The sequence below is a fragment of the Pseudomonas sp. C9D1 genome, assembly GCF_056491235.1.
The window spans coordinates 203,834-221,788 of the sequence record NZ_JBSZIE010000003.1 but is presented as its reverse complement, the minus strand read 5'-3'; the positions used below and the strand labels follow the sequence as shown (position 1 = coordinate 221,788).

General features: G+C 66.8%; 10 protein-coding genes and 1 pseudogene. 2 read left to right on the top strand and 9 right to left on the bottom strand.

Annotated features, from left to right (window positions below; genetic code table 11):
- Window positions 1-28 precede the first annotated feature (28 nt).
- Window positions 29-985 (top strand): alpha/beta hydrolase, encoded by a 957-nt coding sequence (locus tag ACXI0U_RS28670; protein WP_431484297.1) that lies wholly within the window; start codon window positions 29-31, stop codon window positions 983-985.
- 456 nt (window positions 986-1,441) lie between these two features.
- Here the strand turns inward: ACXI0U_RS28670 and ACXI0U_RS28665 are convergent, their stop codons facing one another.
- From ACXI0U_RS28665 to pvdM, 6 genes are all read right to left on the bottom strand, one after another.
- Window positions 1,442-2,569: an IS481 family transposase gene (locus ACXI0U_RS28665; protein ID WP_431483522.1), complete on the bottom strand. Its 1,128-nt coding sequence runs from the start codon at window positions 2,567-2,569 to the stop codon at window positions 1,442-1,444.
- 336 nt (window positions 2,570-2,905) lie between these two features.
- Window positions 2,906-5,311 carry a TonB-dependent siderophore receptor gene (locus ACXI0U_RS28660; RefSeq protein ID WP_479551304.1) on the bottom strand — a complete coding sequence of 802 codons (2,406 nt, stop codon included), beginning with the start codon at window positions 5,309-5,311 and terminating at the stop codon, window positions 2,906-2,908.
- Between the two features lie 148 nt (window positions 5,312-5,459).
- The gene (locus ACXI0U_RS28655) at window positions 5,460-7,109 is read right to left on the bottom strand and encodes a cyclic peptide export ABC transporter (RefSeq protein ID WP_184489146.1); all 1,650 of its coding nucleotides are present in this window, start codon (window positions 7,107-7,109) and stop codon (window positions 5,460-5,462) included.
- 111 nt (window positions 7,110-7,220) lie between these two features.
- Entirely contained in the window at window positions 7,221-8,075 is an 855-nt protein-coding gene (gene pvdO, locus ACXI0U_RS28650) for a dihydropyoverdine dehydrogenase (protein ID WP_271661096.1), read from the bottom strand.
- 26 nt (window positions 8,076-8,101) lie between these two features.
- Window positions 8,102-9,391: a pyoverdine-tailoring periplasmic protein PvdN gene (gene pvdN, locus ACXI0U_RS28645; protein WP_479551180.1), complete on the bottom strand. Its 1,290-nt coding sequence runs from the start codon at window positions 9,389-9,391 to the stop codon at window positions 8,102-8,104.
- Entirely contained in the window at window positions 9,391-10,764 is a 1,374-nt protein-coding gene (gene pvdM / locus ACXI0U_RS28640) for a pyoverdine-tailoring dipeptidase-like protein PvdM (RefSeq protein ID WP_479551179.1), read from the bottom strand. The genes pvdN and pvdM overlap by 1 nt, the downstream gene beginning before the upstream one ends.
- 173 nt (window positions 10,765-10,937) lie before the next feature.
- Here pvdM and pvdP point away from each other — a divergent pair, with 173 nt between their 5' ends.
- Window positions 10,938-12,569 (top strand): pyoverdine maturation tyrosinase PvdP, encoded by a 1,632-nt coding sequence (gene pvdP, locus ACXI0U_RS28635; protein ID WP_479551178.1) that lies wholly within the window; start codon window positions 10,938-10,940, stop codon window positions 12,567-12,569.
- Window positions 12,570-13,399: 830 nt separating this feature from the next.
- On the opposite strand, the gene ACXI0U_RS28630 is transcribed toward pvdP, so the two are convergent.
- From ACXI0U_RS28630 to ACXI0U_RS28620, 3 genes and pseudogenes are all read right to left on the bottom strand, one after another.
- On the bottom strand, window positions 13,400-14,830 hold the full coding sequence (locus ACXI0U_RS28630; RefSeq protein WP_479551177.1) for an efflux transporter outer membrane subunit: 1,431 nt from the start codon (window positions 14,828-14,830) through the stop codon (window positions 13,400-13,402).
- A complete protein-coding gene (locus tag ACXI0U_RS28625) occupies window positions 14,827-16,803 on the bottom strand; it encodes a MacB family efflux pump subunit (protein WP_043243517.1) in 1,977 nt (658 codons plus the stop codon). The genes ACXI0U_RS28630 and ACXI0U_RS28625 overlap by 4 nt, the downstream gene beginning before the upstream one ends.
- A pseudogene (locus tag ACXI0U_RS28620) lies at window positions 16,800-17,947 on the bottom strand (efflux RND transporter periplasmic adaptor subunit). Before ACXI0U_RS28620 ends, ACXI0U_RS28625 begins: the two are co-directional and overlap by 4 nt.
- Window positions 17,948-17,955: the final 8 nt, after the last annotated feature.

Here is a 17,955-nt window from a genome sequence, read left to right as displayed (position 1 = left end):
ATGTACCCCTTGATCAAGGAACCATGCGATGCCATTGCATCCAGAGCTGAACGCCTTCCTCGACCTGGCGGAAGAAAGCCAGGCCAGTGGCCCCGGGCCTTTCCATGTGTCGTCCCCGCAGCAGGCCCGGGAGGCCTTCGAACGCACCACCTTGCAGTTGCGCTGGGCCGCGCCGCAGGGCGTGCGTTCGACGGATTTCGAGCTCCACAGCCGGGATGGCGCCTCGCTGCCCCTGCGCCTGTACCGGCCGTCCACTGCCAGCGGAACGCTGCCCGTCCTGGTGTATTTCCACGGCGGCGGCTACGTGGTCGGCAGCCTCGACTCCCATGACGGCGTGTGCCGCGAGTTCTGCGAGCGGACGCCGTGCGCGGTGCTTTCGGTCGGCTATCGCGTGGCGCCCGAGCACAGGTTCCCGACCCCGCTGAACGACGGTGCCGATGCGCTGGCCTGGCTGGCCGCCCATGCCGGGGAGCAATCCCTGGATCTCACCCGCGTGGTCTTCGGCGGCGACAGCGTCGGCGCCACCCTGGCCACGGTGTTGGCCCTGGAGGCGGCGCGCTCGGCGGCGGCGGTCATCAGGCCCTGCCTGCAGCTCCTGTGCTACCCGGTGACCGATGCCTCGGCCAGCAGCTCGTCGATGCAGCTGTTCGGTGAGGGCTACCTGCTGGAAAGCGAAACCCTGGAGTGGTTCTACCGGCATTACGCGCGGGAGGCGGCCGACCGGCTCGATTGGCGCTTCTCGCCGTTGCTGGCGACCGACCATGCCGGCGTGGCGCCGGCGGTGATCGCCCTGGCAGGGTTCGACCCGCTGCTGGACGAGGGACGGGCTTATGCGCGGCGCCTGCAGGAGCAGGGGGTTGCGGTCCAGGTGCTGGAGTTCGAGGGGCTGATCCACGACTTCCTGCGCCTGCGCAGCGTGGTGCCGGATATCGACGACGTCTACGCGCAGCTGGTGTCCGCCTTGCGCCAGGCGCTGGCGCGTTGAGCCGGCGATAGCACCTGGCTCTGTCGGCGTTAGCTGTTGTGGTTTTAATGCAAGCGCTCAAACACGGCTATTTCCGGGCACCCAAGGGTTCGTGCCACCTCCACCGCATGGGTTTCGCTTCGCTCTACACCATCCTACGAAAGCCGCCGCTACGTGCACGTTGGGTTGGTGCGCACATCAATGTGTGGATTTGAGCGAAGAACGTTGGAGCAGCCGCCAAACGCCCCTTTCAGGAGGCCGAGCGAATCGTCGTGTAGGGGGTTGAGCGACATGGATGTCGCGAGAGGCGCATCGGGCCAGGGATGGCCCGTTGTGCCATGCCCCTGGAACGATGATGGAGCGAGGGAAGTCTGGCGAAGCCAGACCCGTATGCAGCGAGCGTTTTTGGTTCCTTTTCAACGATTGTGTATAGACCGGAGACATGGTGGACACATGTGCGGGGACATGGTTGACACATTATGGTCCGTAGTCAGGGTTGTTCAGGTCGATAGTTCGTAGAAATTGATGGCAGAAGTACACGTCGTACAACGCATCGCTTTCAGGCCTGGGACGTATAGCGATCAGGTGCCCAGCAAGCCCCTTGGCGATGCGGAAGTAGTGTTTTCTAAAGCGGAATCGGCTGTGATAAACCTTTGTCACTTCGTCATCCGGGGCATATTCGAAGTCCTCCAGTTTTTCTGGAAATGGCCAGGGGCTTGTGCGGTATCGCTCCATGGGAACCTGATAGCCCAGCGCTTCGTGGGGCCGTTGAAGGTTGTAGATCTCCCTCCATTGATCGAAAGCAGCCTGGGCTTCGATCAAGTCGTGAAAGCGCTTTCCCTTGAGTACTTCAGCTTTGAGCGCGCGATGAAAGCGCTCGTTTTTGCCATTGGTTTGTGGATGGTAAGGCCGGCTGAAACTCAGGCGAATGCCCAGCCGGACCAGCCAAACACCCAGCTCGGATAGTTCACCCGGATTACGTGGCGAGCCCCAAGGGGAGCCGTTATCGGTGTTGATTCGGGCAGGCAAACCATAGCGGCGGAAGACTTCGCTCAGCTTTTCCTGAACCGTTTCCTTGCGCTCATTGGCGCAGGCCTGGATCGCCAGGTTGAAGCGGGAATGGTCATCCACAACCGTCAACGGATGACACTGGCCTTGCTGGGTCGGAAAGTAGCCCTTGAAATCCATCTGCCAGAGGTCATTGGGGGCCTCGTGCTCGAAGCGCTGCCAGGGCTTCTTGGCTTCCTTTTCAGGCGGCAGGATCAGCAGATGGCGGTGCAGGACGTTAGTCACAGTGCTGGGGGCAATACCGCAGTTAAGGACATAGCTGATCTTGCGTCCGCCCCACGCAGGATGCGCCTGACGCAACGCAACCACCTCCGTTTCCAGCGCGGGAGGGGTCCGCTTGGGGCTATTGAGCGGCCGGCGGGATTTCTCGTGCAGGCCATCTCTCCCGCTCTGTTCGTATCGCTTAAGCCACTTGTAAGCCGTTTGCGGGCTGATACCGAAGCGTCGGCACAGTTCTCGCCTGTTGCTGTCAGGCTGTAAGGCCAACGCAATGAATTCCTCTTTCAAGCTCATGGCGTCTCTCGTGTTCCAAGGCATGGTATGGATCCCCGGCAAGGCAGCTCGCCGGAAAGTGTCAACCATGTCTCCGTACACCTGTCAGCTATGTCCTCGGTCTATACAAACGATTGGAAAAGGGACTCGCCCGGGTGGGCGAAACCAGAAACATCACCAGGGCTCGGCAATCAGCTGGACTCAAATCCTCTAGCAACACTTAACGCAGACAGAGCCATAGCACCCGGCGGCCCAGGCCGCTCAAGGCCCGGTTTTTCATGGGCGGAGGAGGGGGGGGCCGTCCCCGAATGCTGGCCTCGACCCTGCACGGCAGCCATAAAAAAACCGGGCCTGAGCCCGGTTTCTTCATGCCGCTGGCGTTCACCAGTCGTAGGACACCTCGACCGAAGCGACACGCTCCTGGCCGTAGTAGCAGCCGAACGAGTAGTTGCAGTCCGACACGTACTCGCGGTCGAAGAGGTTCTGCACGTTCAGGCTGGCCTGGAGGCCTCGCATGTCGCTGGAGAGCTTGCCCAGGTCATAGCTGAGGGTGGTGTCGTAGACGACGTAGGACGGGGTGTGAAAGCTGTTGGCGGCGTCGCCCGGCTTGCGGCCGGTGTAGCGCGCGCCCACGCCCCAAGTGAGGCCGGCGAGGGGCGCCTGGACGAAGTGGTAATCGACCCAGGCGGTTGCGGACACGGGGGCCTGCGCCTCGCTGCGGTTGTCTTCGTTGCCGTAGGTTTCCTTGGTGTAGAAGGAGTCGATGTAGGTCGCGGCCGCGAGCACGTCGATGTTCTCGATGCTGGACTTGACCTCCAGCTCGATGCCTCGGGAGCGCACTTCACCCTGTTGCGACTGGTACTGGGGGTATTCGACGTCCCCGGTCAGCACGTTCTTCTGCTCGATCTGGAAAACCGCGGCGGTGATCAGGGTCTTCTCATAGGGCTGGTACTTCACGCCCACTTCGTACTGTTTGCCTTCGGTCGGCTCGAATGCCTTGCCACCGCGCTCAGGGGCGGCGGTGCCGACGGTCGGCAGGAAGGACTCGGAGTAGCTGATGTAGGGCGCCAGGCCGAAGTCGGTGACGTAGGTCAGGCCCACGCGACCGGTGAACTTGTGGTCACGCTGTTCGGTGATGGTGTCGGCCAGCAGGTCCTTGTTCTCCACCTCGGCCCAGTCCTTGCGGCCGCCGATGGTCAGGATCCAGCTGTCGAGCTTGATCTGGTCCTGGGCGTAGAGGCCGATCTGGCGGATGGTGTTGTCCCACTTGGTGTCCAGCACGGGCGTCAGGCTGCTGGTGTCGTAGTTGTTCTTGCCGTACAGGTCCACCGGCAGCACGTTGTAGGCGTTGTAGCCGTCGTACTTGCGGTTGAAGTGGCGGTAGTCGATCCCCGCCAGGGTGGTGTGCTCCAGGGCGCCGGTGTTGAACTTGAACTCCAGGTTGTTATCCAGCGTGTAGGCGGTGTTGTGCTGTTGCCAGTCCAGCTTCACGCGGTTGGCGCGGGTGTAGTCGGTGTCGCCGTTGGTGTCGGTCGCGAAGCTGCGCAGGTAGAAGCCCTTGTAGCGGTCGCGCACGTCGATGTAGCGGGCGGTGGAGCGGAATTTCAGGTCATCGGTGAGGCTCTGGGTGAAGTCGTAGCCCAGGATGTACTGGTCGCGCTTGTAGTCGTTGTACTTGGAGTCGCCGGAGAAGAAGTCGCGGTCGATCTTCTGCCCGTTGGGGCCACGGACCAGGCTGCCGACCATCGGCAGGGCCTGGTAGTCGAACAGGCCGTCGTCACGCTGGATCTGCGCCAGCAGGGTCAGGGAGGTGTCTTCCGACGGGGCCCAGGTCAGGCTGGGGGCGAGCAGCAGCCGTTCGTTGTTGGTGTGCGCGACCTGCTCGTTGCCTTTCTTGGCCAGGCCGACCAGGCGATAGGAGAACTGTTTCTCCTCGTCGATGGGGCCGCTGGTGTCGAAGGCACCGTTCACCCGGTGGTAGCTGCCCAGGCCGAACTTCACCTGGCTGCGCTGCTCGGTGGTCGGGCGCTTGGACACCATGTTCACCACGCCGCCGGGCTGGTTCTGCCCGTAGAGGACCGAGGACGGCCCCTTGAGCACTTCGACGCGTTCCAGGGTGTAGGGGTCGATCTGCGGTGCACCGCCCAGGCTGCCCGCGTAGGGCAGGTAGGCGCCGTCCAGGTACAGCGGGGTCGGGGCGAAGCCGCGGCTGGTGATCTCGTCGGCGATGGCGTTGCGATCGGTGAAACCGTTGACGCCGAGGCCGGGCGTGTAGCGCAGGGCCTGGGTCAGGTTGCGGGCGCCCTGGGTTTCGATCTGGTCGGCGGTGACGACGTTGATGGCCTGGGGGATCTCCAGGATCGGGGTGTCGGTCTTGGTGCCGGTGGCGCTGCGGGTGGCCACGTAGCCGTCGACGGGGCCATAGGCCGATTCGGTCGACTGGCCGGAGATGTTGATGGTGCTCAGCTCGAGGGAGTCGGAGGCGGAGCGCTTCTGCAGGATGGCGGTGTTGTTCTGCAGGCTGAAGGACAGGTTGGTGCCCGCCAGCATCCGCGCCAGGGCCTTGTCGGTGGAGAGCCGGCCGACGACCGCCTGGCTGCGCAGGCCCTGGACGTCATCGGCGCTGTACAGCACCTGGAGGTCGGCCTGCTTGCCCAGGGTCAGCAGCGCGCTGGCCAGCGACTGGGCGGGAATGTTGAATTCGATCTCTTGGGCTTGTACCTGGGCGGCAACCGCCATGGAGAAGGCGAAGCCCAGCGCGGTGGCGTTGAAACCCGGCTGAAGCATACGGCGCATGAGCAATGCCTTGGTGAGGTTCGTAAGTCCCGGAAGCGCTGGCATGGTGGTCCTCGTGGTCTTCAAAGTGATGGCGTTGTTTTTGATTTTTGATAAGACGAATGGCACTGGAAAAACCGGAAATAAGAATCGTGATCAATCATGCTGTCTGCAATTCGGTCACCACTTTTCCCGCTTCCATGCGCACCAGCTGGTCGGCGATGTCGAAATAGCGGTCGTCGTGGGAGATCACGATGATGGTCTTGCCCAGGCGTTTGAGGTCCGGCAGCAGCTCGGTGTAGAAGATGCGGCGGAAGGTGGGGTCCTGGTCGGCGGCCCATTCGTCGAACACCAGCACGGGCCGCTCTTCCAGCCAGGCGTTGACCAGCGCCAGGCGCTTGCGTTGCCCGGTGGACAGGTCGGTGGTGGTGAAGGAGCCGTCCCGGACGCTCACCTTGTGGGCGATCTCCAGGCGTTCCAGGTAGGTGTTGGCGTCTTCGGGCAGGTGCTGGTCGCCCTGGACGACATCGTCGAACAGGTAGTAGTCGGCGAAAATGGTGGTGAACAGCTGGCGGTAGTCATCCCGCGTGCGCGCGTTCACCGCCTGGTCGTTCAGGCGTATCTCGCCATGTTGCGGGGCATAGAGGCCCAGCAGCAGCTTGATCAGGGTGGTCTTGCCGCAGCCGTTCTCGCCGACGATGAAGACGATGTCGCCCTGGTCGATCTTCAGGTTCACCGGGCCGAGGCGGAACGGGGCGCTGCCCTCGACGGCGGGGAAGGCGTAGGACACATCGCGCAGTTCGAGGCTGCTGATGGACTTGTCCGGGCTGCCCTGGGCGTTGAGGAGCAGGTGGGGCTCGGGTGAGGAGAACTGCTCCGACAGCTCGGCGATGCGGCTGAACGCGATCTGTGCCTGGCCGATGATCGGCAGCGTGCCGATCAGGTGTTCCAGCGGCCCCTTCATGTACAGCAGCACCAGGACGAAGCCGCTCATGACCGTCTTGTCGGCGCTCGGCCACATCGACTGCATGGCCAGGGCCAGGCCGATGACCACGAAGAACAGCATCGAGCCGAAGGACTTGGCGATCACGAAGGTGTTGATGGAGCGGATCTGCGTGTTGCAGATGTTCTGGGCCGTCTGCTCGATCCCTGACACGTACATGCGGTTGCGGCGTGGGCGGTGGATCCTCAGTTCCTTGGCGCCCTCGGCGATGGCGCTGTAGTTCTTCTGCAGGTCGTCTTCCCAGTCGCGGGCCTGCATGAAGCCTCTGATCCCCCGCCCTTGGGCGAAGTACTGCACGGTGATGCCGATGACGATGGCCAGCACCAGTATCAGGAACATCGGCCAGGACAGCATGGCCAGGTAGCCCATGCACCCCAGGGTGACGGTGAGTGCGATGGCCAGCGGCGAGAAGGCGAAGGCGAAGTCGCTGATGGTGTCGACGTCATGGGTCAGCACGGGGATCAGGCGATGGGTGCGGAAGCGCTCGATCTGCTCGATCGGCGCCGAGAGCACCTTCTCGCCCAGTTCCTTGCGCAGCTTGGCGATGATGTGCTGCCCGACGTAGTTGGTGCCGATGTCCGAATAGATGGCGCTGCCCAGTGCCAGCAGGCACAGCCCCGCGAAGGCGGCCACGACGCCGCCGCTCAGGCTGGTTTCGGAATGCAGGGCGCCGTTGATGGTCGCCAGCAGCACCGTGACGCTGAGGCCGCCCACCATGCCCAGCACGATGGAGCTGATGACGATCAGTCGGAAAGGTTTGAGCAGCGTGAACAACTCTTTGATCACTCCGCGCGCGGGCCTGTTCATGGGGGGTACCTGCTTGAAGAGTTGGCGGGTGGCCGCTGCCACCCGCTGGGGCGCAACCCGTGGCTGCGCACCTCTTGAACGTCTGGTGACGGGGCAAATTTAGCGGGGGGGCTAAAGCTCCCTAGCGACCCGGAAGCCGATCCAGTCGCCGCGCTCGGTGGTGACCAGCGCATTGCGGTTGCCGGAGCGGGAGAAGATCGGCGCCTCGCCCCAGTCGTTACCGCGGATCTGCACGACCTCGCACGTCTCCTCCATCCACGGGCTGCCATCGGTGGGGGCGCCGACGTAGCTGTCGTGCAGGCAGTCCGCCACCCATTCGTAGACGTTGCCGTGCATGTCGTAGACGCCGAAGGCGTTGGCCGGGAAGGTGCCCGCCGGGGAGGTGAAGTTGTAGCCGTCGGCGGCGCCGTAGGTGTTGGCGTGCTGGGCGATGCTGTACTCCTTGCCTTCGTCGAAGGGGAAGGGGAACGGGCCTTCGCTGCCGGCGCGGGCGGCGTACTCGCGTTCGGATTCGCTGAGCATGCGGTAGTGCTTGCCGGTCTTCTTCGACAGCCAGGCGACATAGGCCTTCACCTCGTCGTAGCTGATGCACACGGCGGGCTGCTCGGGGCCTTGCGGGTAGCTGGGCTTGCCGTTGCTGCACAGGCGGCCGGGGCGGTCGTCGCCGTCGGGGAGGGTGACCTTGGCCTCGCGCTGCCAGGCCTGCAGCTCCTTGGCCAGCACCTGGAACTTGCTGATGGCGAAGGGCTTGGCGAAGGTCACGGTGTGCAGCGGGCCTTCGTCGGGTTGGCGGCCGACTTCGTCGTCGGGGGTGCCCATGGTGAAGCTGCCGGCGGGCAGCACGACCATCTCGGGGCAGTCCTTGCAGTCCTTGAACAGGCTGCCGGGCTTGTTCGCCTCGGCGGCGAAGGCCGGGGCGGCGGCGAACAGGGTGGCCACCAGGGCCAGGGGCTTGAGTGCATGCATGGCGATTTTCTCGAAGGGCGAAAGGGTCAGGCGAGCTGCGGGGCGAGGATGTCCATCACCCGGTCGATCTCGGCTTCGTCGTTGAGCAGGCTGGGGGCCAGGCGCACCACCGGACCGACGTCGCGGTCCACGGCGTCGCTGATCACCTTGTTGGCCATCAGGTGGCGGGCGACGGCGTCGCAGTCGCGGCCCGCGACACGGAAGAAGGTGAAGCCCGAAGACAGCGCGGTGCTGCGTGGCGTGACCAGTTGCACCTTGGCATGCTCGACGAGGCGGTCCTTGAGGTAGCTGTTGAGCTGGTGGATGCGTGCCTGAACATCAGCCTTGCCCAGCTCCAGGTGCAGCTCGAAGGCCTTGCCCACCGCCAGGCGATGGTCGAAGGCGTGGTAGCCGCCGGGGGTCATCAGGGTGCCGAAGGTCTCGCCCATGGTGAAGGTGGGCACGCTGGGCACCAGATGGGGCTGCGGTTTTTCCTCGCGGGCGATGATGACGCCGGTGCCGCGCGGGCCGAACAGCCACTTGTGGGTGCCGGCGATGAAGTAGTCGCAGTTGAAGTCGGCGAAGTTCAGGTCCTCGACGCCGAAGCCGTGGACGCCGTCCACCACGTAGAGGATGCGGTCGGCCTCGTCGCGGCCCTGGTTGGCTTCCTTCACCAGCTGGCCGACCTCGCGTGCCGGCAGCTTCACGCCGCTGCCGGATTGCACCCAGGTCATGCCCAGCACGCGGGTCTCGGGGCGGATGGCCTGGCGGATGTTGCCGAGCATCTCGTCCACCGAGGCGCTGTGCGGCGCCTTGAACAGCGGCACGCTGCGCACCCGGGTGCCCATCATCTGCTCGCGGTACTCCAGGCGGGTCATGGTGGAGTAATGCTCGTGGGCGCTGACCAGGATCTCCTTGCCCGGTGCCACCTGCAGACCGCCGTAGATCATCGACAGGCCGTCGGTGGTGCTGCCGGTGAGGGCGACCTGGTTCGGTTGCACGCCGAAGTAGCGGCCAGCCCAGGCGCGTACTTCGTTCTCGTAGCCCCAGAGTTCCTCGCGCTCCCAGTCCAGCACTTCGCCGGGGTTCTGGTCGAGGCGGGCGCGGAAGTGGGCGATGGCCTCGCGCACCACGCGGGGGTGGGAGGCGAGGAGGAAGCTGCAGAAGTGCAGGTAGGCCGGGTCCAGGTCGAACTGCTGGCGCAGCGCCTGCCATTTGTCCTTGGCCGGGCTGGCCGGCGGCGTGGCGGCCTGGGTGTGGCCGGCGAGGGTGGAACCCAGGGGCAGGGCGGCAGCGAGCAGGCCGGCCTGCTTGAGGAAGGTACGGCGATCGCTCATCAGCCACGCTCCGCTTGCGGTTGCTCGGCGCTGGCGGCGGCCGGCTTGGCGCGGCGTTGCACCTCTTCCCAGACGCGGAGGAAGTTGCCGCTCCAGAGCTTGGCGATATCGGCGTCGGAGTAGCCGCGCTTGATCAGTTCCGCGGTGAGGTTGCGCGACTCGCCGACGTTCATCCAGCCGTCGACGCCGCCACCGTCGTTGAAATCGGAAGCGATGCCGACATGGTCGATGCCGACCTTGCGCACGGTGTAGTCGATGGCGTCCACCAGCTCCTTGACGCTGGCACGGGGCTCCTCTTCGAGGATGGCGTAGAGCGAACTGGCGTACTCGCCGAAGCGCTGTTCGGGCCAGATGGAGATGATCGCGTCACCCGGCATCAGGGCGTTGGCCAGGCCGTCCAGCGGCTGCAGGTCGAAGCGCGCGCGCAGGGCGTTGAGCTTGTCCAGGGTCGGCTTGCTGAGGGGCTTGAGGTAGGCGGGGAAGCCCACCACCTGGATCACGCCGCCGCTGTCCTTGATGGTTTGCAGCTCGCGGTCGCTGAGGTTGCGCGGGATGTCCACCAGCGCGCGCGGCGCCGAGTGGGAGGCGACCATGGGGGCGCGGCTGAGGCGCGCGACGTCTTCCAGGGCCAGGGTGGACATCTGCGACACGTCGATGATCACGCCCAGGTCATTGAGCCGCGCCACCGCCTGCTCGCCCAGGGGCGAGAGGCCGCCGAGGGCATCGACGCTGTCGTTGAAGAAGGGCAACGGGCGCGAGGAGTCGGCCCAGGCGTTGTTGCCCACGTAGCTGAAGCCGAACATGCGCATGCCGCGCGCGGCCCAGGTGTCCAGGGCGTTGAGGTCTTCGCCCAGGGGGTAGGCGTTGAGCATGCTGATGAAGATGGCGAACTTGCCTTCGCCGTGCAGGCGGCGGAAGTCGGCCGGGGTGTAGGCGATGCCGACCTGGTTGGGGAAGTCGCGCACCATGCCGCTGATGATCTTGTAGCGCAGCTCCTGCTGGTGGCGCGCCTCGTCGACGAAGGCGGCGGTGGGGCGGTGGGGGGCGTTGGGGCCGTTCCAGATCTCCGGCCAGCCGAAGATGGTCAGCGCCGCGCCGGAGAGGCGTCCGCGCCCGGCCTTGACCAGGTCGAACTGGCCTTCGCCGTCCTTGTCGACCTCGTTGCCTCCGGTGCCGAAGTCCGGCGGCACGGTGATGTGGCTGTCGAAGGAAAGAATGCGGTCCTGCAGCTCCTCGGCGTGCTTCATCACCTCGCGCGGGTAGCCTTCGGCGGGCCGTGGGAAGAGGACGTACCAGGCCGCAGCAGCGACGAGGGCGAGGAGAAGCGCCAGGGCGACGAGGTAGGGGGCCTTGCTGGAGCGGGTCGTGTTCATTGCCATCCCGTTGATTGCCAGGGTCGATGCGGTTCCGGCGCCCGCCGCTGCGGGGTTCGCCTGTCACGGAGGAACGAGGGTGGCGGCGGGAAATTTAGCGCTGCGGGGGCAGTAAATTTGTATCAGGGCCTCTCGTTCTAGCTGGAGTGGCTGACACGGATACGGATGTGACGATGAGGTTTTCCAGGCGTGGGTTCATGGCGGGGCTGGCGGTGGTCGGGGCGGCAGTGCCTGCGGTGTGGTACGCACGCCAGCCGGTGGACCACGACGACAAGCTGGAGAAGGACCAGGTGGAGACCCCTGGCGAGGCCAGTGTCGAGGCCGCCGCAGGCGAGGGCGTGAGCCTTACCGGCAAGCTGCGCGGCATCTGGGACCTGCGCTTCAGCGGCATGGACATCGGCCTGGACGACCTGCCCGTGCAGGGCGTGCAGATGCTCCTCGATATCGGCCCCACCGGGCGCTCCCTGCGCGGCTTCATCGACCTGGGCGAACGCCTGCGTGGCAGCCAAGAGCCCCGTTACCGGGTGCTGGGCGAGCTGGTGGCGGCGGATGCCGGGAAGCTGCGCTGGCGCCTGGTGCCGGTGGGCGAGTCGGCCCCCAGCCATGAGCTGGAGGCGATCCTCGACGAGGTCTGGAGCAGCTGGGGCGATGCCGGGGCGGGGACGCTGACCGGGCGCATCCGCCGTATCGACCGGCCACTGGACATGCCCGAGCCGGACAGCCAGTTCGTCGCCACCAAGCGTGCCTTCCCCGAGGCGCACCAGGTCACCCCGCTGGCACCGGCGCTGATGCGCTGGCTGGTGTCCGCCGAGCACCGGCTGTTCCACCAGCTCTGGCACGCCACGCGGGACAAGTGGCACCGCTTCGACGACGCCCGCCGCGATGCCCTGCGCGGCGCCGGCTGGCAGCCCGGCCCGCGTGACGCCGAACGCGGCGCACGGGGGCGGCGCAAGCACCTCAACGGCTCGGGCGAGGACTTCTTCTTCATGCACCGGCACATGCTCGGCCAGGCCCGTGCCCTGCAGCCCGACTTGCCCAACTGGACGCGCCTGCCGCTGCCCTCGCCCTATGTCGAGCACGATCGCCTGGGGTTCATCCGCTACCAGGAGAACCACGACGGCAACTCGGTACCGCCGGCCTGGCTGGCGGCCGATGACGAGGAGCTGAGCGAGTGGCTGCGCGGCATCAAGGCGACCGAGACCTTCTTCAGCAACTTCCAGGTGTGGGAATCCCAGTACCAGGACCCGGACTACCTGAGCCGGCTGACCCTGTCGGAGTTCGGCTCCGAGGTGGAGCTGAACATCCACGACTGGCTGCACATGCGCTGGGCCACGGTCACCCGCGACCCATCCAACGGCATGCCGGTGGTGGGCGACCGCGACCAGGCGGACTACGCCGCGCGCTGGTTCCGCGCCGAGAACGACTATCTGGGCGACCCCTTTTCCTCCCATGTGAACCCGGTGTTCTGGCGCTTCCATGGCTGGATCGACGACCGCATCGAGGACTGGTACCGCGCCCATGAGCGCGCCCACCCGGGCGAGGTGCAGCGCCGCGATATCAACGGCGTCTCCTGGTTCGCGCCGGGGCGCTGGGTGGAGGTGCCCGACCCCTGGCTCGGCCCGAGCACCCATGGCTGCGGTGGCATCACCGACGCCGGCGGCGGCATGGGCGAGATGGAGATCGAAGCCATGAAGCTGGCCTTGCGCATCGCTTTCAGTGACGAGGGCGATATCAGCGACCTGCTGCGCCGCACCCCGCGCCGGCCCTGGTATGCGCGCAACCTGAAGTTACCGGGCAAGGCCTGATCAGCCGGGCGAATGAATTGGCTCTGTCTGCGTTAGCTGTTGTGGTTTTAATGCAGGCGCTCAAGCACGGTTCTTTCCGGGCACCGAAGTATTTCTGCCACCTCCACAGCATGGGTTTCGCTTCGCTCTACGCCATCCTACGAGAGCCGCCGCTACGTGCACGTTGGGTTGGTGCGCACATCAATGTGTGGATTTGAGCAGAGAAAGTTGGAGCAGCCGCCAACGCCCCTCCAGGAGGCCGAACGCAGTCGTTGCGCCGGGGGACGAGCGGCATGGATGCCGCGAGAGGCGCGCCAGGCCATGGATGGCCCATCGCGCCGGCCCCCGATAGCGACGATGGAGTGAGGGAACCCCGGCGAAGCCGGGGCCGGATGATGGGGCAAGCCCTTTTGGTTTCTTTTGGGGCGACTGCCAAAAGAGACTCGCCCGGGGGGGCGAAACCAGAAACATCACCAGAGCTCGACAATCAGCTGAGCTCAAATCCTTTAGCAACACTTAACGCAGACAGAGCCAATGAATTCGCTCCCACGGGCGATGCTGCGCACCGCTGGGCGAATGAATTGGCCCCTACACAAGCGTGCCGGGATCGGCCTGTGCGCGTGCCTGAATGCCGATCACGAATGAATTCGTTCCCACAGGCAGGGCGTACCCCGGAGCGTAGGGTGGAGGTCGCTTTTTACCTCCACCAGGCGGGGCATCAGGTCGACACCGATGGCGGTCGAGGCGGGATGTCGGTCGGGTGAAACCCGGCGCGTGGTGCATTGCCAATCGCGAATGAATTCGCTCCTACAGGCGATGTTGCGCCTGGTGCGAATTGGGTAGCCCGGGCTTCAGCCCGGGGTGCGTTCGGCCAGCTGATTAGCGTCCGGTGTCCAGCCGCCACCCAGGGCCTTGTAGAGGCCGACGGCGGCTTGCAGGCGGGCGAGGCGCAGTTGCACGGCTTCGTCTTCGGCCTGGTAGAGGCTGCGCTGGGTTTCCAGCACGGTGAGCAGGGTTTCGGCGCCGGCGCGGTAGCGGTTTTCCGCGAGGTCGAAGGCGCGTTGCGCCTGGGCCAGCTCCTCGGCTTGCCATTGGCGTTGGCGGTCGAGGCCGTCGATGGCCAGCAGGGCGCGCTCCACATCGCCGAAGGCGGCGACGATGGCGGCGCGGTAGTTGGCCAGCAACTCTTCCTCGCGGGCCTGGCGCTGCTGGTGGCTGGCGTCGAGGCGGCCGGCATTGAGGATCGGCGCGGCGAGGCCGGCGGCGACGCCGAAGTAGGGGTTGCGCAGCACGTCGGAGAACTGCTCGGAACCCGTGCCGAGGTTGGCGCTGAGGGTCAGGCTCGGCAGCATCGCGGCGCGGGCGACGCGCACGTCGGCATCGGCGGCGGCCAGGCGGGCTTCGGCGGCAGCGATGTCGGGGCGGCGCCCGAGCAGTTCGCTGGGCAGGCCGGCGCCGGTGCTGGGCCATTGCAGGGTGCCCAGCTTCTCGCCCTTCAGGCTGAGGGTTTGCACCGGTTGGCCGAGCAGGGCGGCGAGGGCGACGCGGGCTTCCCCGGCCTGCTGGTGCAGGCGCTCCAGGGCGCGTTCACGGCCGGCCACCAGGCTGCGCTGCTGGGCAAGCTCCAGCTGCGTGGCGGCACCGGCACCCTGGCGCGCGTCCACCAGTTGCAGCACCTGGCGGGCATTGTCGAGGTTGCTTTTGGCGATGCGCCGTTGCTCGTCCAGGGCCAGCACCTGCAGGTAGCTGCTGGCGACGCCGGCGAGCAGGGTCAGCTCCAGGGTCGCCTGGTCGAAGCGGGCCGCATCCAGGCCGTGCAGGGCGCTGTCGCGGGCGGCGCGCTTGCCGCCCCAGAAGTCCAGCTCGTAGCTGGCGCTGAGGCCGGTGGCGTAGGTGTCGAAGCGGGGTTGGTCGGAGGAGGCGTCCAGGGCGCTGAAGCCCTTGTCGCCCAGCAATTGCTGGTAGCTGCCGCTGAGTTCGGCCTTCACCTCGGGCAGCAACGGGGCGCCGGCGATGATCGCAGCCGTGCTGGCCTGGCGCACCCGCGCGCGGCCGGCGGCCAGGTCGAAGCTGCCCTGGCGGGCCTGGTCGATCAGCGCGGCGAGTTCCGGGCTGCCGAAGGCGCGCCACCAGTCGGCGGCAGCCTGCGCCTGGCGGTTGTCGGTGCTGGCCTGCCAATGGGCGGGCGGCGCGATACCGGTGGTGGGTGTCTTGTCCGTGCCGGCGCAGGCGCCGAGGGCGAGACACAGGGGCAGCAGGGTGCGGGGCGTGAATACGGTCATGGGCTGCTCAGTGCGGTTACCGGGTCGAGCCGTGCCGCCTTGCGCGCCGGCATGAAGCCGAAGGCGACGCCGGTGGCCAGGGCGCAACCGAAGGCGCCGAGCATGGCGGTGAGGGAGAAGGCGATGGCGACGTCCGCCAGTAGCAGCGCGCCACCCACCAGCAGGGCGATGGCGATGCCGGCGATGCCGCCGGTGACCGAGAGCAGCGTGGCTTCGGTGAGGAACTGGCGGAGGATGTCGCGCTGGCGGGCGCCGGTGGCCATGCGGATGCCGATTTCACGGGTCCGTTCGCGCACGGTCATGAGCATGATGTTCATCACGCCGATGCCGCCCACCAGCAGGGAGATGGCGGCGATGGCACCGAGCATCAGCGAGAGGCTGTTGCGGGTACTGGCCTCGGCCTGGATCAGCGCGGCGTTGTTGGTCACCTCGAAGTCGCGCACGCCGCGGTGCAGGCGCAGCAGCAGGCGGTCGATGGCGGCTTCGGCCTGTTGCACGCGGCTGGCGTCGGCGGCAGCGACCACGACGAAATCCGGGTCGGGCTTGCCGAACAGGCGGATGCTGGCGGTGGAGTAGGGCACGACGATCTGGGTGTCGGCGTCTTCGTCGCCGGAGCTGGCGCCCTTGGCCACCAGGGTGCCGATCACCTGGAAGGGCACGTTCTCGATGAGGATGTGCTGGCCGATGGGGTCGCGCCCGGCGAACAGCTTGTCGCGCACCTTCTGGCCGATCACCGCGACGGTGGCGGCGCTGTCTTCGTCGGCCTGGTCGAAGAAGGCGCCTTCGGCGACGGGCCAGTTGAGGATGCTGGGGAAGTCGATGCCGTTGCCCCGGGTGTAGGCCTGGAAATCGAGGTTGCCGTGGCGCACCAGGGTGTCGCCGCCGGTGACCGGCATGATCCGCTGCACCTGGGGCAGGCCGGACAGCGCGGCGATGTCGGCAAGGGTGACCACGCCCTCGGGCACGCGTGGGTTCGGCGAGAAACCGGAGAGGTAGATGATGTTGGAGCCGAAGGCACCCATCTGCGCCATCACCTGGCGCTTGCTGCCTTCGCCGATGGCCAGCATGACCACCACCGAGGCGACGCCGATGACGATGCCGAGCAGGGTCAGGGCGGTGCGGAAGCGGTTCACCCACATCACCCGCCAGGCGGCGCGCAGGGCTTCCAGCAGTTCGCCGCGCCAGGCGCCGGCGGGCAGTTCGCGGCGTTCTTCCAGGCGCTCGCGCAGGCGGCTGGCAGGCAGCGCGCCGGCGTTGCCGCTGGGCAGCTGGCCGTCGGCGCTGTCGCTGAGGATATGGCCGTCGCGCACTTCGATGATGCGTTGGGCGCGGGCGGCCACTTCGCGGTCGTGGGTGATGAGGATCACCGCGTGGCCCTGGGCGGAAAGCTCGTCGAGCAGCTTCATCACCTCGATGCCGCTCTGGCTGTCGAGGGCACCGGTGGGTTCGTCGGCGAGGATCACGTGGCCGCCGTTCATCAGCGCGCGGGCGATGGAGACGCGTTGCTGCTGGCCGCCGGACAGCTGGTGCGGGCGGTTGCCGGCGCGGCTTTCCAGGCCCAGGCGCTGCAGCAGTTCGGCAGCCCGGGCGGCGCGCTCGGGGCCGGGGGTGCCGGCGTAGATGGCCGGCATCTCGACGTTTTCACGGGCCGAGGCGGAGGGAATCAGGTGGTAGCCCTGGAACACGAAGCCGAAGGCCTCGCGGCGCAGCCAGGCCAGCTCGTCGACATCCAGCGCGGCGACGTCGCGGCCGGCGAAGCGGTAGCTGCCGGAGCTGGGGCGGTCGAGGCAGCCGAGGATGTTCATCAGGGTGGACTTGCCGGAGCCCGAGGCGCCGACGATGGCGACGAATTCGCCGGCATCGATGCGCAGGGATATGCCGCGTAGCACTTCGACTTCCGGGGTGCCGTTGCCGCCGTAGCGTTTGCGGACGTCGACCAGTTCCAGCAGGGCGGGTTCGTGCAGGGCCTTCATGGGGCGGGTTCGCCGATCAGCAGGCGCTCGCCCTCGGCCAGGCCGGACAGCACCTGGACCTGCATGCGGTCGCGCACGCCGGTCTGCACCGGGCGCTCCTCGAGGGCGCCACGGGCACCGACCACCAGCACCATGTCGCCGCCGGCGTCGCCGTCGCGCAGGGCGGCGATGGGCACGGCGAGGGTGTTTTCGGCACGCTGGGAAACGAAGTGGACCTGGGCGGTCATCTCGGTCATCAGGGCGTTGTCCTGGTTGTCCACGTCCAGCAGCACGGTGTAGAGCACCACGCGACCGCCGCTGCCGGTGGGGCTGCCGCCACCCTGGCTGAGCTGGTCGAGGGGGCGCGGCGGCAAGGGCAGCACCTGGCGCACGCGGGCTTCCCAGCGACGGCCTTCGCCGCTGAGGGTGGTGAACCAGGCGGGCATGCCGGGGCGCACGCGGCCGATATCGGCTTCGGACACCTGGGCCCAGACCGTCATGGGCGAGAGCTTGGCGATGCGCAGGATCAGCGGCGTCTGCTGCTGGGCGTTGAGGGTCTGGCCGACGCGGGCGTCGACGGCGACCACGGTGCCGGAGATAGGGGCGTAGATGCGCGTGTAGCCGAGCTCGGCCTCGTCGCTGCGCAGTGTGGCCTGGGCCTGGCGGATCTGCGCCTGGATCATGGCGATGCGCGCCTGGGTGGAGCGCTGCTGGGCGTGGGCCACCTGCAGGTCTTCGTCACGGGTGGCGCCGCTGGCGGCGAGCTTCTGCTGGCGGGCGTACTGCTGCCGGGCCAGTTCGTGCTGGGCCCGTTGTTCTTCCAGCTGGGCCTTGAGGGTGTCGATGGAGGAGCGCCCGGCATCGACCCGTGCCTGTTGGGTGGAGGGGTCGATTTCAACCAGCAGCTGGCCTTCCTCGACCGTGTCGCCGGCTTCCACATGGAGCTTCTGGATCTGTCCGGACGCCTGGGCGCCGACGTCGACGTAGCGCCGTGGCTGCAGGGTGCCGAGGGCGCTGACGCTGCTTTCGATGCTGGTGACCGCCACGCGCACGGTGTCGCCTTCGTGGATGCCGTCCGGCAGGGCCTTCCAGGCGGCCAGGGCGATGAGGGGGACGAGCAGCGCGGGGCGAGGATCAGGCGGCGTGAAAGTCGTGGGGCGCTCATGGAGATGT

Excerpts from the sequence above, each read along its gene's own strand:
- pvdM (WP_479551179.1), bottom strand. The coding sequence starts at position 10,764 with ATGAACACGACCCGCTCCAGCAAGGCCCCCTACCTCGTCGCCCTGGCG.
- ACXI0U_RS28625 (WP_043243517.1), bottom strand. The coding sequence starts at position 16,803 with ATGAAGGCCCTGCACGAACCCGCCCTGCTGGAACTGGTCGACGTCCGC.
- pvdO (WP_271661096.1), bottom strand. The coding sequence starts at position 8,075 with ATGCATGCACTCAAGCCCCTGGCCCTGGTGGCCACCCTGTTCGCCGCC.
- ACXI0U_RS28655 (WP_184489146.1), bottom strand. The coding sequence starts at position 7,109 with ATGAACAGGCCCGCGCGCGGAGTGATCAAAGAGTTGTTCACGCTGCTC.
- ACXI0U_RS28670 (WP_431484297.1), top strand. The coding sequence starts at position 29 with ATGCCATTGCATCCAGAGCTGAACGCCTTCCTCGACCTGGCGGAAGAA.
- ACXI0U_RS28630 (WP_479551177.1), bottom strand. The coding sequence starts at position 14,830 with ATGACCGTATTCACGCCCCGCACCCTGCTGCCCCTGTGTCTCGCCCTC.
- ACXI0U_RS28665 (WP_431483522.1), bottom strand. The coding sequence starts at position 2,569 with ATGCCTTGGAACACGAGAGACGCCATGAGCTTGAAAGAGGAATTCATT.
- pvdP (WP_479551178.1), top strand. The coding sequence starts at position 10,938 with ATGAGGTTTTCCAGGCGTGGGTTCATGGCGGGGCTGGCGGTGGTCGGG.
- ACXI0U_RS28660 (WP_479551304.1), bottom strand. The coding sequence starts at position 5,311 with ATGCTTCAGCCGGGTTTCAACGCCACCGCGCTGGGCTTCGCCTTCTCC.
- pvdN (WP_479551180.1), bottom strand. The coding sequence starts at position 9,391 with ATGAGCGATCGCCGTACCTTCCTCAAGCAGGCCGGCCTGCTCGCTGCC.